The following is a 22,087-nucleotide window of genomic DNA, read 5'->3' on the forward strand; positions in this document are numbered from 1 at the left end:
CGAGCGACTCCATCCGCCGCGATGCCCCACGTCGAGCCGGCCCGGCGCGACTCCCTCGCCGCCGCTCGCGCCGCGCGGGAGTCGCGCCGAAGCGCGGCGCGGCCCGTCCACCGGAGCACCGCATCGAAAGTGGCTCCTGGTCGTTGCTCCGTCGATCGAACCGTCCTAGGTGCACCCCATGGACCTCGCGGATCCTTGCCCGGTGGCCAGGCGCACGACTATCCCAGGGGATGGCTGTGCGCGCTGGCGGCTCGGCGGTGCGCAGACGTAAGATCGGTGCGCGCTCGGTGAGACGATGACGAAACCCAGCATGCTGTTCGACACGACGGAGCACGTGCTCATCGCCGTCCACGGCAGGGAACCGCCGACCGACGAGGAATGGGAAGGGTATATGCAGGCGGCGGGCAGTCTCCCGCCCACCTGCACGAAGACTCTCGTGGTGACCGCCGGGGGGGGACCCAACGCGAAGCAGCGGGCATCCATCAACGACTACGTCAGCAAGACCGCGCTCACCGTGGCGATCTGCACGGACGCGCTCCTCGTCCGGCAGATCGGGACTGCGCTCAGCTGGTTCAACCCGCGGGTCAAGGCGTTCCGGGGCAGCGACGTCGTGGCCGCGCTGCGCTATCTGGAGATCACCGGGCCTGAGGCCGCCGAGGTGCAACACAAGGTCACGAAGATGAGACTCGAGATCGAGGGCCGGCCGTCCCGCGCGCCGCGCTGACCCGGGGGCCGCCGGGGAGATCGTGGCGACGCCTGGGGCGCGGGGGTGGTAGGAGGGTGGCAGGAGGGGGACCGGACCACCGCGATGAACACGACCCGCTGGCAGCAGCTCATCTCCTCGCGAGCGGCGCGAGAGGCCCCGAACGGCGCGTGGCGTCCCCGCTTCTTCCGCCCGGCGCGCGAGGACGACGCGGAGGAGCTCGGCCGCCTGCTCCACGACGACGCCCGGATCGAGATCTTCGACACGATCGGCCGGCAGCTCGCCGATCTCGTGAAGACCCGCCACCCCCGGGAGCGCCTCGGTGAGCGGGACGTCGCGCGGCTCGTGGGAGAGCACCTGAACGGCACCCCCATCGAGGCCTATGGAGTCTGGGTCCACTATCCGTGGTCGCACCGCCTCGTGCACCTGCTCGATGAGGCCGAGTTCGTCGAGCTGCGGACCGACCGGAACAAGCACAAGATCAGCGGCGAGGAGCAGGCGGCGCTCGCCCGCCGGCGCATCGGCGTCGTCGGCCTCTCGGTGGGGCAGTCCGTGGCGATGACCATCGCGCTCGAGCGGGGCGCCGGCGAGCTGCGCCTCGCGGACTTCGACCACCTCGATCTCTCGAACCTGAACCGGATCCGGACCGGCGCGCACAACCTCGACCTGCCGAAGGTCGTCGCCACGGCGCGCGAGATCGCCGAGCTCGATCCGTTCCTCCACGTGACGTGCTTCCCCGAGGGGGTCACGGCGGACAATATCGAGCGCTTCCTGCTCGACGGGGGCAAGCTCGATGTCCTCGTGGACGAGTGCGACAGCCTCGATATCAAGCTCCTGCTCCGCACGACCGCGCGCGCCCACCGCATACCGGTCGTGATGGAGACGAGCGACCGGGGGCTCATCGACGTCGAGCGCTTCGATCGGGAGGGCGATCGGCCGATCCTCCACGGGCTCGTCGGCGATCTCACGCCCGAGCGCGTCCGCGGCCTGTCGACCGAGGACAAGGTGCCTTATGTCATGCAGATCATCGGGCAAGACGCGATCTCGCTCCGGCTCCGCGCGTCGCTCGTCGAGGTGCAGCAGTCGGTGAGCACATGGCCTCAGCTCGGGTCGGCGGTCGTCCACGGCGGGGCGGCGGCCGCGGACACGGCGCGCCGGATCGCCCTCGGGGAGCCGGTGCGGTCAGGCCGGTATTATGTCGACCTGGAGGAGCTCATCAGCGGCCCCGAGGGGCCCGCCGCCGCGGACGCGCCGCGCGCGCCGGGCCCTGCCCTCGCCGCGGCGGCGGGCCCGCTCCCGGCCGCCGAGGCCGGCGCCGTCGCGCTCGACCCGGCGCGGCTGCGGCGGCTCGTCGCGGCGGGCGTCGCGGCGCCCTCGGGCGGCAACTGCCAGCCCTGGCTCTGGGTCCACGAGGGCCGTCGCCTCGGGCTGTTCCACGACCGGGCGCGCTCCGAGTCGCTCGCCGACTTCCAGGGCGCGGGCGGCGTGGTCGCGCTCGGCGCGGCCGCCGAGAACGTCGTCCTCGCCGCGCACCGCGAGGGGCTCGGCGTGCGCGTCTCGCCGTTCCCGCGCGAGGGCGACGAGGACCTGGCCGCCACGTTCGCGTTCTTCGGCGCGCCGACCCCCGGCGCCGAGGACCACGCCATGGATGGCCTCGCGGACGCCATCGGGCTCCGGCACACGAACCGGCGCCCTGGCCAGCGGGCGCCGCTCGCGGAGGCGCACCGCGCCGCCCTCCGCGCCGCTGTCGAGTCCATCCCCGGGGCGCGCCTCGGGCTGCTCGAGGCGCCGGCGGAGCTCGACGAGATCGGCGCCCTCATCGGCGCCGGCGATCGGCTCCGGATGCTCGCCAGGCAGACCCACGCCGACATGATGAGGGAGGTCCGCTGGACCGAGGCGGAGGCCGAGGCGCGCCGGGACGGGCTGTTCGTCGGCACGCTCGAGCTCTCGCCGACCGATCTCGCGGGGTTCAAGATCTGCCGGGATTACCGCGCCCTGGAGCTCGTGCGGCGCTGGGGCGGCGGCCGGGGGCTCGAGAGGATGGCGCAGAAGGCGATCCGCTGCGCGGCGGCCGTCGGGCTGATCACCCTGCCGCGCGCCCGGCTCACCGACTATTTCCAGGGCGGCCGGGCGGTCGAGCGCGCGTGGCTCACCGCGACGCAGCTGGGCATCGCGGTCTACCCGATGACGACGTTGCCCTACCTGTTCGCGCGGCTGATCCGGGGCCGCGGCGAGGGGCTCGACGCGGAGACCGCGGAGGCCGCGGCCGGGCTCCGGGAGCGCTATCTCCGGCTGTTCGACGTCACCGACGCGACGGCGGAGGTCCTGCTCTTCCGCCTGTCGCTCGCGGGCCCCGTCTCGGCGCGCTCCCTCCGCCGCCCCATCGACGACGTGCTCGTCGTGCGCTGACCCGGCGCCGCGGGCGGCCTGCGCGGCGCCGCGGCGGCCCGCGCAGCGCCGGCCCTCACGGCGTCGGGCGATCGCCGAAGAGCCAGCCGCGCGCGGCTGCCTCGTCCTTGAAGACCCGCACGAGCTGCGCGGTCCCCGCCTCACGGGCGATCCGGCTCGCCTGCAGCGCCGCGAGATCGCTTTGCACGAGCTCGGCGGCCCTGATCACCCCCATCGCGGTCGAGGTCGCCGCGATGTCGCGGAGGAGCTCCGTCGCCTCCTCGGAGGCGATGGAAAAGCCACGGAAGTCCACGAGGACGCGGATCCTGCGGCCATAGAGCGAGCCGAGGGCCTTCTTGTACTCCGCGGCGTACGCCTGCGCCTCCTCCGTGCGCACGACGCCTTGCAACGTGACCTCGATGAGCGCGTTGATGAGGTCGATCTTGAGCTGGTACATGCCGCCTCACCTGGAGAACCGAGAGCGAGACTGAGACCGAGAGACCATAGCGTCGCGCCGCCGCTGATCCAGGCCGTTATCGCGGCTTCGGCTCGGTGAGCCGGTAGACATGCTCCACGAACTCCGGGACGAGCTCCCTGGCGACGATCCACAGCCGTCCTTCGCCGAGGTCGTGCAAGCCGGCAGGACCGTCGAACGTCAGCTTGCCGCGCTCACCGAAGTAGATGAACGACTTCCTGTCGTGGCTGCGGAACCAGCCGCACGCCGCGTCGAGCAGCGGGCCGAGCGCGGCGTCTCCGCCGGGGCGCATCGGGAAGATGCGGATCGAGTCGAGGAGGCGGAAGAGGTTCGTTCCGAGCTCGCCGAGCTCGAGGACCGCGACCGCCAGCGGCTCGCCGTGCTGGCGCGCCACGAGGAGCACGCGCTCCCGCTCCAGGCCCGCGCTGCGCCAGCGCTCGACGCAGGGCCCCATCCCGAGCCTGCCGGGCACGAGATCGAGCGCCTCCGCGTACATGCGCGGCGACGTCGCGCACAGGAGGCCGAGCAGCGCCGCCTGCTCCCCGGGGGTCGGCTCGCCGATCTCGATCGGCCCGCCGGCTTCGCGCGGCGCGCGCGGCGCGGCGCGCGCGTCCACCCCCATCAGGCGGAACGGCAGCGACAGGACGTGGCCCGTCTCGTGGCGCGCGCGGGCGAACTCGAACAGCGATCGCTCGTTCCACGCGACGTGCGCCTCCGCGTAGGCGATGATCCAGCGGCACTCCGGGTCGGCCATCGCGTGCTCGAAGCAGCGAGTGAACATGTCGCGGAGCACCTGCCGGGAGCTCAGGTTGGACGCGGACTTTGGCCGCTTCGCGAGCTGATGAATCATCCACGTGCTGTGGTATGGCTTCATGATCGAGAAATTGCCCTCGATCCCGTGCTCGGACAGACACGCCACGTTGTACAGGAGGTGCGGCACCGCCGCGGCCTTCTGCGCCATGGTCAGGAAGCTCGGCTTGATGGCCTCGAAGTGCTCCGGCCGCCGCCCGGAGAGGTTGAAATAGCCGGACGAGTCGAAGAGATCCCAGAGCTCCGCCTGCCACGCGGTCCCCCCGTAGGTCGTCGCGTGCAGGATGCGGGACACGAGCCTGAGCCAGCGCCGCTCGTCCTCGCGCCGCGCGGCGGTCACGTGCACGCTGCAGAGCTGGGTGTCCGCGCCGTCCACGACCGACACCGACCGCACCTCGCCCCGCAGGTGGACGACGCCGTCGTCGCCGTCGGGGAGCTCCAGCGAGAGCTTGTGCCTGGGGAGCAGCGGCGGGTGTCCCCTCGTCAGCGCCATCCGCAGGCCCGAGAAGGACACGTCGACCACCTCGGCCTCGATCGGCGGGATGTGAAGCCACTCCGGGTGCAGGAAGCGCGCGGTGAGATCGGCCTCGACGCCCCGCTGCATCAGGCTCTTGCGGAGGCGCTCCACGCGCGCCGGCAGCGCGGAGACGAGCTCGCCCGGGCGCACCTCGTCCGCGCGGACGTTGAAGCGAAAGACGGAGTTCTGCCCGGCGATCTCGACCGCGGCGTCCTCGCTCCAGCCCTTGATGCCGAACCACGTGACCGTCCCGGCCCCCACCTCGCTGAGCATCACGCAGAGGGGCGGCGCGCTCTCGGCGGCGCGGCGGACGACGCCCTTCCTCCGCAGCAGGAAGCCGAGGATGTTGCGCACCCTCCTGGGGTCGTCGATGATCTCGCGCACGTGCCCCGCGTCCGTGGCCGAGGGCCTGAACAGGCTCGCCGCGGCCGCCTTGGCCGTGCCCGCGTCGACGAGGGCGCGCAGCACGTCGCGGATCTGCCCCGCCGCGCGGGAGGGGGTTCCGTCCTCGAACGACAGCCCGATGAGCGGCCCCCGCAGGCCCATCGACTGGAGCACCAGCACGGCGGAGAGCGGACCGATCTCGACGTCGCCGGCGTACAGGCGCACCCGGACGACGCTGCCGAAAGGGAACGAGGTCCGATAGTCGGGCTCGATCCAGGCGCCCATCGAGCCGAGCAGGACGATCGGGTAGCTCAGGTCGCGCCCCTCGATGCGCAGCCAGGCAGCGCCGCCGTCCAGCCAGCACGCCTCCGGCACCCTGACCGCCGGATCTCCCCCGAGGAGCGCCCGATCCAGAGGCCCCCCGTCAGCGCTGCCGCCGGCGGCCCAGCGCGCGTCCTGCCCGAAGCCGATCTTCGGAACCACGGTCACGCGGTCGCCCCCTCTGTCGCGAGGCCACGCGTTCCACGTGAGGAACAGGCAACGAGGCTGCTCCGCCAGCATGGCGAGGAATCACGGCGCTGTTCGGCGAGCTCGACAACACCCCGCAGGAGCTCACCTGGAAGCCGGGAAGGAGGCAGATCCACTTGCGCGTACTTCCAGATCCTCTGTACCGGATGTCAACATCCCGCGTCAAGCGCCGCCCGTGCCGCGCGCGCCGACGTGTGTCGCCTCCGTCGACGCCATCGACGCCATCAACGCCGTTGACGTACTCTGCGTTCACGCATCCGTCGTAATCGCCGTCGCCCCGCGCCCTGAACACGGGAGCAAGATCGCCCAGGATCCACCGGAGAGCGGGGCGACGGTCCGGACGTGGCGGGCGGTCACGGCTGTCCATGCTACAAAGCGCCACCCAGATGCCTGACATGAGCCCCTTCCTGCACGCCGACGGCTGGATCACGCTGGCGACCCTCAGCGCGCTGGAGATCGTGCTTGGAATCGACAACATCGTCTTCCTCTCCATCATGACGGCGAAGCTGCCGCTGGAGCAGCAGCCCATCGCCCGCCGCATCGGCCTCGTGCTCGCCCTCGGGATGCGGCTGCTCCTCCTGCTCGCGATCTCATGGGTGATGGGACTCAAGGCTACCCTGTTCAGCCTGCTCGGACACGACTTCAGCGGGCGTGATCTGATCCTGCTCGCTGGCGGTGTGTTCTTGATTGGCAAGGCGACCCACGAGATGTTCGATAAACTCGAGGTCGACGATCCCAAGGAAGATCAGCCGAAGGCGAAGGCGTCCTTCCCCTCCGTCATCGCGCAGATCGTGCTGCTCGACATCGTCTTTTCGCTCGACTCGGTCATCACCGCCGTCGGCATGGCGCAGCACATCTCGATCATGATGGTGGCCATGTTCATCGCGGTGGGCGTGATGCTCGTCTTCGCCGGGAGCATCGGCGCGTTCATCCAGCGCCACCCGAGCATGAAGATCCTCGCGCTGAGCTTCCTGCTCCTCATCGGCGTGGTGCTCATGGCCGACGGCATGGGCCAGCACATCAGCAAGGGGTATATCTACTTCGCGATGGCCTTCTCGCTCGGCGTCGAGCTCATCAACATGCGCCTCCGCGTGCGCCAGCGGCCCGTCCAGCTGCGCACGAGGATGGGGAGCTCTCCGGACCTCGCGCCGGCGCACGAGCAGGCTCCGCCACGGAGCTGAGCCCCACGCCGGGATCTCCGCGGAAGAGCCGGAGAGGCGGCGGAGGCCGGGGCGCTCGGAGCGAGCACCGGGAGAGCCTGTAAACAATTCGCACAGAGGTGGTCTACGAGGGTCGACGGCGAGAGCGGCCGGTCCCAGAAGTGACACCGGGGTTCTCCACCGAGGTGAGCGTGAGCGACGAGCGAGACGACCAAGGAGACTCAGAGCGAGGAAGGCAGCGGCGCATCGTGGTCGTCGACGACGACGACGCGATCGTCGAGACGCTGGCGGAGGTGCTGCTGGCGGAAGGGTATGAGGTCGAGGGGTACACCGACCCCCTCGAAGCCCTGGAGCGGCTGCGCTCCCAGGCGCCGCCCGACGCCATCGTCATCGACTGCGTGATGCCGTTCCTGGACGGGCCGCGCCTCATCGAGACGCTCGCGGCCGAGGGGAGAGCGGCGCCGGTCGTGCTCGTGACCGCGCTCAGCGATCCTGGCTTCTGCATCGATCCGAACCACCCCGACGCGACGCGGATCATCAACAAGCCGTTCGACCTGGAGCAGCTGCTGGAGACGCTCGACGACCTCACGAGCGCGCCCCCGGTGAGCGAGCCAGAGGCGCGGCGGCGCACGCGGACCGCGTCGACCCAGCGGACGTAGCGGCGCCGGACGCCCGCAGCTCGGGGCGCCCGGACCTCGGCGGGCCGGCGCGCGGCGCCCCGCCACGGCGCGCCGCCGCGCGGGCGCCGCCGCGCGGGCGCGCCTGCCCGCCGTGGCGGAGCGGCGCGCTCAGGGCCGGGGGAGCGCCGCGGAGAGCCCGTGGACGGCCTCGGCGCCCACGGGGACGGTGACGCTCGACTTCTTGAAGTCGCCGCCGACCGGCTCGTAGGAGCCGCCGAGGCACTGCGCGAGGAACGTCTCCGCGATCGCGTTGAACGACATGGAGTTCTCGGGGCGGGCGAAGCCGTGGCCCTCGTCGGGGTACAGCACGTACGTGACCGGGATCCCCTTGCTCGTCATCGCCTTGACGATCTGATCGCTCTCGGCCTGCTTCACGCGCGGGTCGTTGGCGCCCTGGCCGATGAGGAGGGGCCGCTTGATCTGGTCCGCGCGGTAGAGCGGCGAGCGCGTGCGCAGGAGATCGCGGCCGTCCTCGGTGCGGGGGTCGCCGACCCGCTTCGCGAAGAGCTCGAGCATCGGCGCCCAGTAGGGCGGGATGGACTGGAGCAGGGTCACGAGGTTCGACGGGCCGACGATGTCGACGCCGCAGGCGAAGGTCTCCGGCGTGAAGGTCAGCCCGACGAGCGTCGCGTAGCCGCCGTAGCTGCCGCCCATGATCGCCACGCGCGCCCTGTCGGCGATACCCTGCGCCACGGACCACTCCACGGCGTCGAGCAGGTCGTTGTGCATCTTGCCCGCCCACTCGAGGTCGCCCGCGTTGACGAACCTCTTCCCGAAGCCCGTCGAGCCCCGGAAGTTGACGCTCAGCACGGCGTAGCCGCGGTTCGCGAGCCACTGGTGCATCGGATCGAGGCGGAAGGAGCTGCGCGCCCAGGGGCCGCCGTGGACGAGGAGCACCATCGAGAGCGGCCTGTCCGGCTTGCCGTCGCCGTCGGGGTCGGCGGCGCGCGGCAGCGACAGGTAGCTCACGAGCTCGAGGCCGTCGCGCGCCTTGATGACCACGGGCCGCATCTTCACGAGCGGCTGCGACTCGAGCGCGGCGCGGTTCGTGAAGAGGAACGTCGCCTTCTTCGCGTCACGGTCGTAGAGGTAGTATCGGACGGGGCCGTCCGACACGGTGTATCCGACGGTCCACCGCTTGTCGTCGAGCGACCGGCTCAGCACGTCGAGCTCGCCGTCGGCGACCGCGCGGAGGGCGTCGAGATCCGGCTGGATGCTCTTGTCGAGCACCTGCCAGCGCTTGCGCTCGCGCTCGGAGGCCGCCGCCTGGACCTTGCCCGTCTTCGGGTGGACGATCACGTCGCTGACATCGGCCTTCGCGTCCTCGGCGAGCACGGCGGGCTTCGCCTTCCGCAGATCGAGGGTGACGAGCGCGGAGGTGTCGCGGCCGCGGCTGTCCCGGAAATAGAGCGTCTTGCCGGCCGCGTCGAAGCCGATCGCCTCGCTCGTCACGGCGTCCTCGGGCCCGAACGCGACGAAGGGCTTCGGCTCCTTGCCGGTGAGATCGAGGAACTCCTGGCCTCCGTCGCGCGTCATCCGCGACGCGAGCCGCGCCTTGAAGTCATGGTCGGTGACGAACCCGACGAATCCATCGTTCTGCCGCACGAGCTTGCGCTCGCCCGTGCGCACGTCGACACGGTAGAGATCGTGGACCTTCTTGTCCCGATCGTTCATGCCGATCAGGATCTCGTTCGGGATCTTGGGGCTCATCCCCTCGAACATCGCGGCGATGCCCTCGAAGGGGGTGAGGTCCTTGATCTGCCCGGTCTTGAGCTCGACGGCGTAGATGTGCCAGTTCTCGTCGCCGGCCTTGTCCTGGCGATAGAGGACATAGTCGTTCGCGTAGGGGAACAGGAAGGTGCGCACCCCGCGGCTCTGCTCCTTCGTGACCGGCTTGGCCGACGCCGGCGCCTGGGCCGGGCCGACCCACACGTTGAGCACGCCCTCGGAGGGGGCGAGGAACCCGAGCCGCTTGCCGTCCGGGCTGATCTGGGGGGACATGCGATCCGGGTTGCCGAAGAGCATGCGCCGCGGCATGAGCGTCGCGTCGGCGCGCGGCCCGGCCGTCGTCGGCGCGGCCGGGGCTGCGGCCGCCGGGGCCGCGGCCGCCGGGGCTGCCGGCGCTGCCGGGGCCGGCGCGGCGGCCTGTCGGGGGGGCGGCGGCGCGGACGCCGGAGCGCCGCCGCAGGCGAGCGGCGCGATCAAGGGCAGCAGGAACAGCGATCGGAGCTTCTGGGGCAAGTCCATGGGTTCACCCGGGGCGCGGAGCCGCTGGCGGCACCCCGCATGCGCCGGGCCCGCGCGCCGAGCGTCATAACCGAGATCCCGGAGGCCGGTCTACGGCGCCGCACCGAAGGCGCCTGCGATCCGCCCAGCCCGGATCGCCCGATCCGGGGGGTGTGCCGGCTCCGCGTCAGGCGGCTTGCTGCGGTGTCGTGCTGGTGGGCTCGCCGCGCGCGTCGAGCGCGAGCTTGCTCGACAGCCACGCTCGCACGCGCTCGAGATGGATCGCCTCGTGCTGCTCGGCCACGCGGAACTCGGCGGCCATCTCGTCCTGGCCGTAGGCGATCGCCAGGTCGATGAGCATCCGCCAGCTGTCGTTGTCCGTGAGCTCGGCGACGAGCAATGCCTGCAGGCTCTGCCCGAGGTTGATCCTCGGCTCGACGGCGACCGCGAGGACGCCGGACGAGGCCAGGCCGATGACGTCGGCGCCGGGCGTCATCGCGGTCGGATCGGCCCCGAGCCGCTCGATCGCGCGCTTCAGCAGCGCGAAGTGCCGGAGCTCGTCGTCGCGGATCGCCTCGAGGTCGGCGCGCGTCGGGCCTCCCTCGAAGGTCCCCTCCGCGTCGTGCTTGGCGATCAGCGCCTCGTAGAGGCGCGTGCCCGAGCGCTCGAACTGGAGGCGCTCGCCGAGCTTGTCGATGAGCAGCGCGGGGGGCCTGCCCTGGATGAGCTCCCCGGCCGCCTTGACGACCCCCTTGAGGCTCGCCGGCGGCGGCACGCTCCCGACCGTGCCCGACTCCCTCGCGTACTCGCTCCTGACCGCCGCGGCCTCGGCCTCGCTCCCGGGGGAGCTCGGCGGGATCACCTGAGCAAACTCGATGAGCTCCTTGCTGTCGATGGGAGAGGTCGCGATGCCCGTGGTGTTGGTCCCCATCTTGATCTGTTTCATGGCGTCGCCTCCTTCTGTCCGTCGATCTTCTCGGCGCGCCGCGAGAGCTCGGTGCCCGGCGTGTACCGGTAGCCCGCGGCCACGATCTCGGAGGGGGAGCCGGCGGAGTTCATCTGCTGTCGGTAGGCGATCGTCGCGGCGCTCTCCGGGATGACCCTCGGATCGACGATGTCCTCGCCGACGGCGCGGAGCTGCACCTCCGTGGACAGCACGTCGCGCACGAACTGGCGGTGGCTCGTGTGGGAGACCGGGTCCGGGAGCGACGCGGGGAGGATCTCGGCCGCGTCGCGCCGCTCGATCCGGTTGAGGTGGTCGATGGCCACGTGGAGCTGCCCGAGCTCGTAGTCGAGGAACCGCTCCCAGATCCGCTTCACGCGGGTGTTCTGCTCCTGCTGGAGGCAGCTCCAGTAGTTGTAGACCTCGTTGGCCTCGTGGAGGACCCACTTCTCGAGCCAGGTCTCCTCGGGGTCGATGATCGCCTCGTACTGCGTGACGTGCTGCTCCTCGATCGAGGCGATCTCGGCGTAGAGCAGCCGCGCCACCGGATCCGTGAAGAACGGCCCGACGTTGACGTAGTAGTTGTGCGTCTGCTGCTCGGCCGCCATGATGGTGAGCGCGTTCAGCTTCGTGATCCCGTGCGCGGTCCGCCGGTCGTACGGCGCGCGCACGTCGTCCTCGGGCGCGCGGTGCTCCACCGCGGTCGGGCGCCCCGCCGTCACGTCGGTGTACGATTGCAGGATGTTGTTCGCGTCCTTGCCTTCCAGGCGGTCCAGGAGCGCCGAGTACCGATACAGGTGATCGTAGTCCTCGAGCATGCCGAAGCGATAGACCTGCGCGAGGTACGGGTCCGGCTCGGCGAGCGCCACGTGCGCGGTGATCTCGATCGCGACCTGCTCGTATCCGATGGTGGTCTCGAGCGGCGACTGATCCGGCGGGTTGAGCCAGTTCACCACCGTGGCCTGGTGGTGATCGACGCGGCGCACCTGGGCGAGCACGCGCCGCAGATCCCGGTTCATGCGCGCGAAGCTGTGCAGGAACCGCACGCTCTCGAGCTCGATGCCGTTCATCAGGATGACGCGCACCCGGGTGAACGCGTCGTCGTCGAGCTTGCTGAACGGCACCTGGACGAGATCACGCCAGTTGAACGACTGGCGGTCGAGCGGTGTCCCCCGCTCTCTCAGGAGATCAAGAGCCATGTTGCCCCTCCTCGCGCGTCGCGCTCGTGCGCCGTGCTGGTGCGCCGATGAACGACCGCTGCGGCGGTACCTGAAGCCGCCGTCACCACGGCGCAAGCGTGGGCATATCCCGAGAGGCCGGGTCCGCGCGCCGGCCTTTCCCACATGAATCCGCCAGACGCATGTGCGCGCCCGTGTCCGAGCTGTGCTAGAGCACCGCTCGTCCTGAGGAGAGAGCAGAGCACCGGGGCCGCGGCGGCGCGCTGGCGGGCCGGTCGTGGAGGAGGTGTCGTGATCTCCAGCAGCGTCCCCGAGCTCCGGCTCCGCACCCGCAACGCGATGCCTGTCCGCGAGGGCGGCGACTACGTCCTTTACTGGATGATCGCGAGTCGCCGGACACGGTACAATTTCGGTCTGGAGCGCGCGATCGCCTGGTCCATGGCGCTCGATCGACCGCTCGTCGTGCTGGAGGCGCTCCGGTGCGGCTACCGCTGGGCGAGCGACAGGATCCATCGCTTCGTGATCGACGGCATGGCCGACAACGCGCGCCGGCTCGCGGCGGCCGGCGTCGGGCATCACCCCTACGTCGAGCCCGCCGAGGGGGCCGGCAAGGGCCTGCTCGGCGCGCTCGCGGCGCGGGCGTGCGTGGTGGTCACGGACGACTACCCCTGCTTTTTCCTCCCGCGCATGGTCGCCTCGGCGGCGCGGCAGGCGCCGGTCCGCCTCGAGCAGGTGGACTCGAACGGCCTCTTGCCGATGCGCGCGGCCGATCGGGTGTTCACGACCGCGCGCTCGTTCCGCATCTTCTGGCAGCGGGTGATCGGCGAGCACCTCGGCGCGCAGCCGGCGGCCGATCCGCTGAAGCGGGCGAAGCTCCGGCCTGCGGCTCCCCTCCCCCGCGCGATCGCGCGCAGGTGGCCGGCGGCCTCGCCCGCGCTCCTCGGGGGCGACCCTGCGGCGCTCTCCGCGCTCCCGATCGATCACACCGTCCCGCCGGCGCCCTGCCGGGGCGGCCCGGAGGCGGCTGGCAAGGCGCTCGCGCGCTTCGTCGCGGACCGGCTGCCGCGCTACCTGGAAGAGCGCGATCACCCCGACGCCGGCGCGACGAGCGGCCTGTCGCCGTACCTGCACTTCGGCCACCTCGCGGCGCACGAGGTCTTCACCGCCGTCGCGCGGCGCGAGGCCTTCCGCGTCGAGCAGCTCGGCCGCCCCGGTGACGGCGTGAAGCGGCCGAGCGGCAGCCGCGAGGGGTTCTGGGGGATGAGCGCCTCGGCCGAGGCGTTCCTCGAGCAGCTCGTCACCTGGCGGGAGCTCGGGTTCAACGCCTTCGCGCTCGGGGCGAGCGAGGGAGACGGGCCGCGCCCCTCGTGGAAGCGCGATCCGACCGAGTACGAGTCGCTGCCGGACTGGGCGCTCGCCACGCTCGAGAAGCACGCGCGCGACAGGCGCCCGCGCGTCTACCCGATCGAGGCGCTCGCGGCGGGGGCGACCTACGACCGGATCTGGAACGCGTCGCAGGTCGAGCTCCTCCGCGAGGGGCGAATGCACAATTACCTCCGGATGCTCTGGGGCAAGAAGATCCTGGAGTGGTCGCGGACGCCGCGCGAGGCGCTCGAGATCATGATCGAGCTCAACGACCGGTATGCGCTCGACGGCCGCGACCCGAACTCGACGTCGGGCATCTTCTGGGTGCTCGGCCGCTACGATCGGGCCTGGGGTCCAGAGCGGGAGATCTTCGGCACGATACGTTACATGTCGTCCGACAACACGGCCCGGAAGCTGCACCTCAAGGAGTATCTGGCGCGCTATACGCCGTAGCGCGCGCGGCCACCGGCGGCGCGGGCGGCGCGCCCGGGGGAGCTCGCCCGCGGGGTTCCGGGAGGCGCGGCCCGGGGGCTCGCCCGCGGGGGTAGACCGGCGGGGCAGCCGGCGATGCAGGGCGACTCACCGCCGGCGGCGCCCGTGTGAACGGCGGCGCTGGACGCCGGCGGCGCGCTGGCGGCCGGGGCGCACGCGGGGTTCGACGCGGCCGCCGAGGTGAGCTATCGAGCGGCCGTGGATCTCCTCCGTGAATTTTTCAGCAGGCTGAGGGAGCTCGAGTCGCTGCTCCAGTGGGGCGGCTACCCCGTCCTGATGATCATCATCTTTGCCGAGACGGGGCTGCTCATCGGGTTCTTCCTGCCCGGGGACTCGCTGCTCGTCACCGCCGGGGTGCTGGTCAACGCGGGGCTCATCAACCCGCTCGGATTACCGAACTTCCAGAACCTGCTCCTGATGAACGTCACGTTGATGGCGATGGCGATCATCGGCGACGCGGTGGGCTTCTCGATCGGGCGGCGCGCCGGCCCGAAGATCTTCACGCGCGAGCAGTCGCTCCTGTTCCGCAAGGATCACCTGATCGCGACGCAGAAGTTCTACGAGAAGCACGGCGGCAAGACGATCATCCTCGCGCGCTTCATGCCGTTCGCCCGGACGTTCGCGCCGGTCGTGGCGGGCGTGGGGCAGATGCAGTACCGGCGCTTCGCCATGTTCAACGTGGTGGGCGGCGTGCTCTGGGTCTTCTCGATGACCTTCCTCGGCTACTTCCTTGGCAAGGTCTTCGACGCCAAGCAGATCGAGCGGGTCGTCTACCTGATCATCTTCGTCTCCGTGGCGCCGGTCGTCTTCGGGGCGATCAAGCACAGGCTCCAGCAGAAGAAGGACGCCGCGCGGATCGAGGCCGAGCCGTAGGCGCTCTCCGGCGGACGTCGCGAGCGGATCGCGTCGCGTACGTCATCGCGCAGGCCTCCCGGGTCGGGCGCTCGCGAGCGGCCGCCGAGGCCGCCCGCCTCTTGTACTCCGCACCACCTCCCCGCTACGCTCTCCTCCCACCATGGCGCAGCAGCCCGCCGCCCCCTCCGGCGTCCCCGTTCCCGGCGACGTCCTCGCGGGCAAGTACCGCATCGAGCGCGTCCTCGGCGCGGGGGGCATGGGCGTGGTCTTCGCGGGCTGGGACGTCGTCCTGGAGCGCCGCGTCGCCGTCAAGCTCCTCCTCCCCGAGGCCGCCGCGCTCCCCGACGCCGGCGCTCGATTCCTCCGCGAGGCCCGCGCCGCCGCGGCCCTCGACGGGCAGCACATCGCGCGTGTCCTCGACATGGGCACGCTGGGCACCGGCGCCGCCTACATGGTGCTGGAGTACCTGACCGGCGACGATCTCGGCCAGGTGCTCCAGACCCGCGGCATCCTCCCGCTCGCCGACGCCGCCGACTACGTGCTCCAGGCCTGCGAGGCGATCGCCGAGGCCCACGCGCGCGGCATCATCCACCGCGATCTCAAGCCGAAGAACCTCTTCCTCACCCGCCGCCCCGACGGGACTCCCCTCCTCAAGGTCCTCGACTTCGGCCTGTCGAAGTTCACCGCCACGGGCGACTCTGTCAAAGAGGCGAGCCTCACCGCGACGGGCCTCATCATGGGCTCCATCCATTACATGTCGCCGGAGCAGATTCGCAGCCTGAAATACGCGGATGTGCGCACGGACATCTGGGCTCTCGGCGTGATCCTGTATCGCATGCTCACCGGGCGGCACCCGTTCGAGGGCGACAGCATCACCGCGGTCACGGCGGCCATCATCATGGATGCGCCCACCGCCGTCCTGGCCCTGCGGCCGGACCTGCCGCCTGCCGTCGGGGAGCTCGTGGGCCGGTGCCTTGCGAAGGACCCGGGCGCCCGCGTCCAGAGCGTCGCCGAGATCGGCCGCGTGCTCGCGCCTTTCGGGACGCAGCGCGGGCGGCTCTCGTTCGAGAGCATCGACAGGATCCTGCCGGAGCGTGCTTCCCGCGCCGGGTACCCGCCGGTGGGCGCTCCCCCCGCGGCGCCCGGCGCGCTCGGCGCGTCCTCGCCCGCGTGGCGTGGAGCGCCCGGAGCGGCCGAGGCCGCGACGGCGCCCATGCCGGACCGCCCGGACACGCCGTCGTCGTCCGGGGGCGAGGCGGCGGGCACGGCGCACGCGACGCTGCCGCACGCTTCCTGGGGCAACACGACGCGGACCCGGGCGCCGCGCAGCCGCGTGGCGCTGCTGGCAGGCGCCGCCGGCGCGCTCGTCCTGACCGGGATCTTCCTTGCGTGGCGGCTGACGCCGAGCGGGTCCCCAGACAGCGACTCGCCCGTGGCCTCATCGAGCGCCGCGCCCGAGCTCGGGCCTGCGTCCCCCGGCGCGGCCAGCGCCCCCGGCGCGGCCGGCGGGGTGACGGCGACCCCCACCGTTGCCGCGATCGAGACCGCGAGCGCTGCGCTCGAGGCCAGCGCAGCGCCGGTCGCGAGCGCCCTCCCGGACGCCAGCGTGAAGGCAGCGGCATCGTCGACAGCGGCGACACCGCCGGTGAAGCCGAGCGCGAACGCCGTGAGCACGGCCAGACCGCCGTCGTCCTCACAGGTCAAGACGCAGATCAAGACCGAGGATCCTTGGAACAAATGGGACTGAGACGAACAAGAGGTACTCGCGCGATGCGGTGCGCCGCCCTCTGCGCCGCCCTCTGCGCGATGAGCCGCTCGGCTTCCGCGCAGCCCAACGATCCGAAGGCCCAGGCACAGGAGCTCTTCGAGCAGGGCCGCGCAGCGGTCGAAGCGCGAGGCTGCGCGCACGCGATTCCGCTCTTCCGCCGCAGCCAGGCGACCTATCCGTCGCGCGGCACGCTGCTCAACCTGGCCCAGTGTGAAGCGGACCTCGGGCGCGTGGCGAGCGCGTGGCAGCACTTCAAGGAGCTGCTCACCCAGCTGACGCCCGGCGATCCCCGTATGGCCATCACCCAGCAGCGCATCCGGGAGCTCGAGCCGCGCGTGCCCAGGCTGGTCATCGAGCTCCCGGCGGGCGCACCGGCGCCGACGGAGCTGCTCCTCGATCAAGCGCCGCTGCCGCAGGCCAGCATCGGCAGCGAGCTCCCGCTCGACCCCGGGAACCATGCCGTCGTCGCGCGATGGCCCGGCGGCCGGCAGACCGACGCGCCCGTGACCCTCGCGGAGGGTGCGCGCAACGTCGTGCGCCTCGATCCGCCGCAGGCCGCCGCGCCGCCTCCGGTCCCCGTACCCGACGCGCCGCAGGACCCCGCGATCTCCTCGGGGCCGCCCCCCACCCCCGCCGCTCCCTCGAGCTTCAAGCGCACGCTCGGCTTCGTCATCGGCGGCGTCGGCGCCGCGGCCGTGGGCGGGAGCCTCATCACGGGCGGGCTCGCGCTCGGCACGAAGGGCGATCTCGAGAAGGAATGCCCGGATCCCTCGCGGTGCAGCGACGACGGCATGTCCCTCAGCTCGCGGGGCCAGACGCTCACCACCACGAGCACCGTGCTCGGCGCGGTCGGCCTCGTCGGCATCGGCGCTGGCCTGGTGCTCCTCCTGACGTCGCCGGAGCAGCGCAGCTCGGTCGCCCTCGCGCCCGCGATCCTGCCCGGCGGCGGCGGCGCGCTGCTGCGCAGCCGCTTCTGAGGGCCCGAACCGGCGCGGCGGGCGGGTCAGCCGCTCGAATCATCAACAATTACGAGATCTTGGAAAGATATCAAAAAAGATCGCCCGGCGTGTCGATCCCGCGCCCCCCCGTTCGTCGTGACGATGAAGCCACGGTTCGCCCCGGGCAAGAGACCCTCCGGAGCCCAGCTCCACCAAGGAAGCAAGGAGACACGACCATGCGATTCATGATCCTGATCAAGGCCACCAAGGACAGCGAGGCGGGCGTCATGCCGAGCGAGCAGCTCCTCACCGAGATGGGGAAGTTCAACGAGGAGCTCGTCAAGGCCGGCGTGATCGTGGCGGGCGAGGGGCTCCACCCGAGCGCGAAGGGCGCGCGCATCAGGTTCTCGGGCGACAAGAGGACCGTCATCGACGGGCCTTTTGCCGAGACGAAGGAGCTGATCGCGGGCTTCTGGATCTGGGACGTGAAGTCGAAGGAAGAGGCGATCGAGTGGGTGAAGCGCTGCCCCAACCCCATGCTCGTGGAGTCCGAGATCGAGATTCGCCAGGTGCTCACGCCGGACGACTTCGGTCCTGCGCTCACGCCCGAGCTCAGGGAGCAGGAGGAGCGCCTGCGCGCGCAGGGGGCCCAGAAGAAGTAGCCTCGGCGCGCCTCGGGGGCATGCGCCGGCGGCGGGGGGGGCTTGCGCCCGCGGCGGAAGGTGTTCTGATCGGGCGCCGTGACGGCCCCCGAGGTGCATCGCGCCATCCACGCGGTCTTCCGCATCGAGTCGGCCAGGCTCATCGCCGGTCTCGCGCGGATGGTGCGCGACGTCGGCCTCGCCGAGGAGCTCGCGCAGGACGCGCTCGTCACCGCGCTCGAGCGGTGGCCGGAGTCGGGGGTCCCGGACAAGCCGGGCGCCTGGCTCATGGCCACCGCGAAGCGCCGCGCGATCGACGAGCTCCGCCGGAGCAAGCGGATCGAGCGCAAGCACGAGGAGCTCGGCCACGAGATCGAGGCCCAGCACGCGCTGGCCGCGCCGGATCTGGACGCCGCGCTCGACGATGACGTCGGCGACGACCTCCTGCGCCTCGTGTTCACGGCCTGCCATCCGGTCCTCTCGACCGAGGCGCAGGTCGCGCTCACGCTCCGCCTGCTCGGAGGGCTGACGACCGAGGAGATCGCGCGCGCGTTCCTCGTCCCGGAGCCGACCGTCGCCCAGCGGATCGTCCGCGCCAAGCGGACCCTCGCCGAGGCGCGCGTCCCCTTCGAGGTCCCCCGCGGGGCCGAGCTCGCGCCCCGCCTCTCGTCGGTGCTCCAGGTCATCTACCTGGTCTTCAACGAGGGCTACTCGGCGACGGCCGGCGGCGACTGGATGCGGCCTGCCCTCTGCGAGGACGCGCTCCGCCTCGGCCGCATCCTGGCCGAGCTCGCGCCGAAGGAGCCGGAGGTCCACGGCCTCGTCGCGCTGATGGAGATCCAGGCCTCGCGCTCCAGGGCGCGGGTCGGACCGTCGGGAGAGCCCATCCTGCTCCTGGCTCAGAACCGCGCGCGCTGGGATCACCTGCTGATCCGCCGCGGCCTCGCGGCGCTCGAGCGCGCCGAGGCGCTCGGCGGCGCGCGCGGTCCCTACGCGCTCCAGGCCGCGATCGCCGCCTGCCACGCGCGCGCGCGCACCGCGGAGGAGACGGACTGGGCGCGCATCGCGGCGCTCTATGCGGCGCTCGCCCAGGTCGCGCCGTCGCCCGTCGTCGAGCTGAACCGCGCCGTCGCGCTCTCGATGGCGTTCGGCCCGGCGGCGGGCCTCGCCGTCGTCGACGCGCTGACCTCGGAGCGCTCCCTCGAGAGCTACCACCTCTTGCCGAGCGTGCGCGGCGACCTCCTCGCGAAGCTCGGCCGCCTCGACGAGGCGCGCGCGGAGCTCGAGCGCGCGGCGTCGCTCACGCGCAACGCGCGCGAGCGCGACCTGCTCCTCGCGCGCGCCGCCGCGTGCGCGGGCGGCTCCTCGGCGCCGCCGTCGCGGTGATGACGACGGGGGCCGGCGCCGCCGTCGCGGTGACGGACTGCCTCCGCGCCGAGGAGCGCTCCCCGAAGGGCGCGGCCCTCGGCCGCCGCCCCTACCGAGCGGCGGACAGCCGCCGGCTCACCCTCGATCCACGGCCGCCGCGAACGCCGCCCCGCTCGCCGCCGTCGCCGCGCTGACGAGCCATCGCTCCAGCGCTGAGGGCTCGCCGCACGCGAGCACCCGCGCCTGCACCGCCTCCGGCACCGCGAGCCCCCGCGCCGAGAGCACCGCGAGGATCGCGCGCGCCTGGGTGCGCGCCTCGACCCACTCGTCCGTGAACCGCGCCGCGTCGCGCTCCTCGAACAGCGCCGCGACCGGCACGGCGCCGAGGCCGTGCTTGCCCAGCTCGGGCAGGAGGGGCACCTCCGCGCCGGGACGGTAGGTGATCGACGCCGTCCCCGGCCGCACGACCTCGAGCTCCCGCCGCTCCGCGTGCGCGATCCACACCCACGGCCACTCGTGCTCCAGGTAGAGCTTCACCTTCTCCTCGAGGTAGCGCCTCGACTGCGTGCCCCGGATCTCCACGGCCAGCAGCGGCGTGCCGCGGTAGGCGTCGTTCCGCGGCGACGAGAGATCGCCCACCACCACCACGTCCGGCGCCCGGAGCGACGGCCCAGCCGGGTCGCTGAGATCGCAGTACACGTCGGTCATCACCGTGGAGCCCTCGCGCGCGTGCGTGCGGAAGAGGGCGGCGAGGAGCGCCATCACGATGCCATGGATATCCTTGCTCCCCATCTGCTCGATCAGCTCCCCGCGGTGCAGCTCCCACGGGCTGCCGTCGTAACAGTCGTCGGGCGTGCCCAGACGGCGGCCGGTCGGGCCGAAATCGCGCAGCTCGATCGGCCCCGTGTTCCGGGGCGGACGGGTCGGCAGGCCGTTCGTGCGTGCAGTCATGCCCACGATCCTAGCACGTCGCCGCGCCCCCTCGCCGGGCGCCCTCGCCGCGACCACAGACGTGCTCTTCCGGCGGCCCGTGAAGGGCCGCCTCGCGCTCGAGGTCCTCAGCCCGAGAGCCGCTGATCCGCGACGTCGAGCGCCGCGTCGAGCGCCGCGATCCCCTCGTCGATCTCGGCCTCGCTGATGATGAGCGGCGGCGCCACGAGCAGGTGGCTCACCCACCCCATGAGGGACACTCCGCGCTTCGCCGCCTCGGCGACCACCGCGTCGACCACCAGGGGCCGCCGAGCTGCCTTGTCCTGCGGCACGTTGAACGGCTCCTTGGTCGCGCGGTCCTTCACGAGCTCCACCGCCCAGAACAGGCCGATCCCGCGCACGTCGCCGATCGAGGGGTGCTTCTCCTTCAGGGCGCGGAGCTTCGCGCCCACGACGTCTCCCATCTTCGTCGCGCGGTCGAGGAGGTCCAGCCGGCGATACTCGTCAATCGCGGCGATCACCGGGGCCAGCGTGAGGGGGTGGGCCTCGTAGGTGTGGCCGTGCGCGAACATGTTGTCGTCGAAGTAGTCCGCGATCGCGCGGGAGGTCGCGACGACCCCGAGCGGCGCGGCCGCGTTCGTCACGCCCTTCGCGGTCGTCAAGATATCCGGCACCACGCCCCAGTGATCGACCGCAAACCACTTTCCGGTCCTGCCCCAGCCGCTCATCACCTCGTCCGCGATGAGGAGCACGCCGCGCTTCCGCGCGACCTCGGCGATCTTCGGCAGGTAGTCGGCCGGCGGGATGAGGACGCCGTTCGTGCCCACGACCGGCTCGACGATCACCGCCGCGACGTTCTCCTCGTGGTCGATCATGTAAGCCAGGTAATCGGCGCACGCGACGCCGCACTCGGGGTGGCTCCGGCCGAGCGGGCAGCGGTAGCAGTTCACCTCCGGGCCGAACACCACGCCCGGGATCTTGCCGGTCGGCTCGATGAACCAGCGGCGAAAGTCGCCGGTCGCCGCGACCGAGCCCGCGGTGGACCCGTGGTACGACGTGTAGCGCGCGATGATCTTGTGCTTGCCGGTGTAGAGCCGGGCCATCTTGAACGCGGCCTCGTTCGCCTCCGTGCCCGACGTCGCGAAGAAGAACTTGTCGAGCCCCTTCGGCATCACCTCCAGGAGCTTCTGCGCCACCCTGGCCCGGACCTCGCACGTGTGCGCCGGGCTGATGTAGGCGAGCTGCCTCGCCTGCGCGCAGATGGCCTCGATCACGGCCTCGTTCTGGTGACCGAGGTTCGAGCAGATGAGCTGCGAGGACAGGTCCAGGTAGCGCTTACCGGACGCGTCCCAGAACGCGCAGCCCTCCGCGCGGGTGACATGGATCGGCTTCCAGCCGCGCTGGGCGCGCCAGGTGCCGTACGTGTGCTTCGTGGTCAGCTCGACGATGTCATCGCTCATGGCAACCTTCGCGGTTCGAGGAGGCGCTCAGCGTAGAGGGTGATCAGACCTCCTCGCACGCGAATTCCCCGGCGCCGCTCGCCCGCTCCCGCGCGCCGCGCCCGCGATTCCGTGCAGCGCGCCCGCGATTCCGTGCAGCGCGCCCGCGATTCCGCGCGGCGCTTCGCCGTCGCCGCGGCGATGCTCGGACGGATCGAGCGCGCTCGCGGCGCCGCGCGCGATCCCATCACCGAGGACGGTCGTGATCCGTCCCTGAGCGGGCGAGCTCGCCGCTGTGC

The 22,087-nt window shown here is 71.8% G+C and carries 17 protein-coding genes; 10 read left to right on the top strand and 7 right to left on the bottom strand.

The features are described from left to right. Positions 1 to 295 precede the first annotated feature (295 nt). Together WME97_RS33995 and WME97_RS34000 are read left to right on the top strand one after the other, a co-directional pair. On the top strand, positions 296 to 724 hold the full coding sequence (locus WME97_RS33995; RefSeq protein WP_437543745.1) for a hypothetical protein: 429 nt from the start codon (positions 296 to 298) through the stop codon (positions 722 to 724). A gap of 84 nt (positions 725 to 808) precedes the next feature. Further along, positions 809 to 3,112, top strand: a complete 2,304-nt coding sequence (locus WME97_RS34000) for an Rv1355c family protein (RefSeq protein WP_437543747.1) — start codon at positions 809 to 811, stop codon at positions 3,110 to 3,112. 55 nt (positions 3,113 to 3,167) lie between these two features. Here WME97_RS34000 and WME97_RS34005 read toward each other — a convergent pair whose 3' ends face one another. Both WME97_RS34005 and WME97_RS34010 read right to left on the bottom strand, forming a co-directional pair. Then, positions 3,168 to 3,548 (bottom strand): STAS/SEC14 domain-containing protein, encoded by a 381-nt coding sequence (locus tag WME97_RS34005; protein ID WP_437543750.1) that lies wholly within the window; start codon positions 3,546 to 3,548, stop codon positions 3,168 to 3,170. A 76-nt stretch (positions 3,549 to 3,624) separates the two neighbouring features. After that, entirely contained in the window at positions 3,625 to 5,766 is a 2,142-nt protein-coding gene (locus WME97_RS34010; RefSeq protein WP_437543752.1) for a hypothetical protein, read from the bottom strand. Positions 5,767 to 6,191: 425 nt separating this feature from the next. On the opposite strand from WME97_RS34010, the gene WME97_RS34015 reads away from it, so the two are divergent. Beyond that, entirely contained in the window at positions 6,192 to 6,986 is a 795-nt protein-coding gene (locus WME97_RS34015) for a TerC family protein (protein ID WP_437543754.1), read from the top strand. 170 nt (positions 6,987 to 7,156) lie between these two features. Then, complete coding sequence (locus WME97_RS34020; protein WP_231864366.1) at positions 7,157 to 7,624, top strand: response regulator; 468 nt, start codon at positions 7,157 to 7,159, stop codon at positions 7,622 to 7,624. A 129-nt stretch (positions 7,625 to 7,753) separates the two neighbouring features. On the opposite strand, the gene WME97_RS34025 is transcribed toward WME97_RS34020, so the two are convergent. From WME97_RS34025 to WME97_RS34035, 3 genes are all read right to left on the bottom strand, one after another. Beyond that, a complete protein-coding gene (locus WME97_RS34025) occupies positions 7,754 to 9,892 on the bottom strand; it encodes a S9 family peptidase (RefSeq protein WP_437543756.1) in 2,139 nt (712 codons plus the stop codon). A gap of 166 nt (positions 9,893 to 10,058) precedes the next feature. Beyond that, positions 10,059 to 10,817, bottom strand: coding sequence for a ferritin-like domain-containing protein (locus WME97_RS34030; protein ID WP_437543757.1), 759 nt, complete (start codon positions 10,815 to 10,817; stop codon positions 10,059 to 10,061). Next, positions 10,814 to 12,013 (bottom strand): hypothetical protein, encoded by a 1,200-nt coding sequence (locus tag WME97_RS34035; protein ID WP_437543759.1) that lies wholly within the window; start codon positions 12,011 to 12,013, stop codon positions 10,814 to 10,816. The genes WME97_RS34030 and WME97_RS34035 overlap by 4 nt, the downstream gene beginning before the upstream one ends. A gap of 270 nt (positions 12,014 to 12,283) precedes the next feature. Here WME97_RS34035 and WME97_RS34040 point away from each other — a divergent pair, with 270 nt between their 5' ends. The 6 genes from WME97_RS34040 to WME97_RS34065 all read left to right on the top strand — a co-directional run bounded on the left by WME97_RS34040 (position 12,284) and on the right by WME97_RS34065 (position 19,437). After that, the gene (locus WME97_RS34040) at positions 12,284 to 13,810 is read left to right on the top strand and encodes a deoxyribodipyrimidine photolyase (protein ID WP_437543761.1); all 1,527 of its coding nucleotides are present in this window, start codon (positions 12,284 to 12,286) and stop codon (positions 13,808 to 13,810) included. Positions 13,811 to 14,029: 219 nt separating this feature from the next. Further along, entirely contained in the window at positions 14,030 to 14,722 is a 693-nt protein-coding gene (locus WME97_RS34045; RefSeq protein ID WP_012239029.1) for a VTT domain-containing protein, read from the top strand. A gap of 142 nt (positions 14,723 to 14,864) precedes the next feature. Continuing rightward, on the top strand, positions 14,865 to 16,451 hold the full coding sequence (locus tag WME97_RS34050) for a serine/threonine-protein kinase (RefSeq protein ID WP_437543762.1): 1,587 nt from the start codon (positions 14,865 to 14,867) through the stop codon (positions 16,449 to 16,451). A gap of 23 nt (positions 16,452 to 16,474) precedes the next feature. Next, a complete protein-coding gene (locus WME97_RS34055; protein WP_437543764.1) occupies positions 16,475 to 17,449 on the top strand; it encodes a tetratricopeptide repeat protein in 975 nt (324 codons plus the stop codon). Positions 17,450 to 17,646: 197 nt separating this feature from the next. Then, positions 17,647 to 18,072, top strand: a complete 426-nt coding sequence (locus WME97_RS34060) for a YciI family protein (protein WP_437543766.1) — start codon at positions 17,647 to 17,649, stop codon at positions 18,070 to 18,072. Positions 18,073 to 18,150: 78 nt separating this feature from the next. Continuing rightward, a complete protein-coding gene (locus WME97_RS34065) occupies positions 18,151 to 19,437 on the top strand; it encodes an RNA polymerase sigma factor (protein ID WP_437543768.1) in 1,287 nt (428 codons plus the stop codon). Between the two features lie 117 nt (positions 19,438 to 19,554). Here WME97_RS34065 and WME97_RS34070 read toward each other — a convergent pair whose 3' ends face one another. Both WME97_RS34070 and WME97_RS34075 read right to left on the bottom strand, forming a co-directional pair. Next, positions 19,555 to 20,370 (bottom strand): Uma2 family endonuclease, encoded by an 816-nt coding sequence (locus WME97_RS34070; RefSeq protein WP_437543770.1) that lies wholly within the window; start codon positions 20,368 to 20,370, stop codon positions 19,555 to 19,557. 107 nt (positions 20,371 to 20,477) lie between these two features. Then, the gene (locus tag WME97_RS34075) at positions 20,478 to 21,809 is read right to left on the bottom strand and encodes an aminotransferase family protein (protein WP_437543772.1); all 1,332 of its coding nucleotides are present in this window, start codon (positions 21,807 to 21,809) and stop codon (positions 20,478 to 20,480) included. Between the last annotated feature and the right edge of the window lie 278 nt (positions 21,810 to 22,087).

The sequence above is a fragment of the Sorangium sp. So ce367 genome (assembly GCF_051520455.1).
Classification (GTDB): domain Bacteria; phylum Myxococcota_A; class Polyangia; order Polyangiales; family Polyangiaceae; genus Sorangium; species Sorangium cellulosum_B.

Excerpts from the sequence above, each read along its gene's own strand:
- WME97_RS33995 (WP_437543745.1), top strand. The coding sequence starts at position 296 with ATGACGAAACCCAGCATGCTGTTCGACACGACGGAGCACGTGCTCATC.
- WME97_RS34000 (WP_437543747.1), top strand. The coding sequence starts at position 809 with ATGAACACGACCCGCTGGCAGCAGCTCATCTCCTCGCGAGCGGCGCGA.
- WME97_RS34005 (WP_437543750.1), bottom strand. The coding sequence starts at position 3,548 with ATGTACCAGCTCAAGATCGACCTCATCAACGCGCTCATCGAGGTCACG.
- WME97_RS34015 (WP_437543754.1), top strand. The coding sequence starts at position 6,192 with ATGCCTGACATGAGCCCCTTCCTGCACGCCGACGGCTGGATCACGCTG.
- WME97_RS34025 (WP_437543756.1), bottom strand. The coding sequence starts at position 9,892 with ATGGACTTGCCCCAGAAGCTCCGATCGCTGTTCCTGCTGCCCTTGATC.
- WME97_RS34030 (WP_437543757.1), bottom strand. The coding sequence starts at position 10,817 with ATGAAACAGATCAAGATGGGGACCAACACCACGGGCATCGCGACCTCT.
- WME97_RS34035 (WP_437543759.1), bottom strand. The coding sequence starts at position 12,013 with ATGGCTCTTGATCTCCTGAGAGAGCGGGGGACACCGCTCGACCGCCAG.
- WME97_RS34050 (WP_437543762.1), top strand. The coding sequence starts at position 14,865 with ATGGCGCAGCAGCCCGCCGCCCCCTCCGGCGTCCCCGTTCCCGGCGAC.
- WME97_RS34055 (WP_437543764.1), top strand. The coding sequence starts at position 16,475 with ATGCGGTGCGCCGCCCTCTGCGCCGCCCTCTGCGCGATGAGCCGCTCG.
- WME97_RS34060 (WP_437543766.1), top strand. The coding sequence starts at position 17,647 with ATGCGATTCATGATCCTGATCAAGGCCACCAAGGACAGCGAGGCGGGC.
- WME97_RS34070 (WP_437543770.1), bottom strand. The coding sequence starts at position 20,370 with ATGACTGCACGCACGAACGGCCTGCCGACCCGTCCGCCCCGGAACACG.
- WME97_RS34075 (WP_437543772.1), bottom strand. The coding sequence starts at position 21,809 with ATGAGCGATGACATCGTCGAGCTGACCACGAAGCACACGTACGGCACC.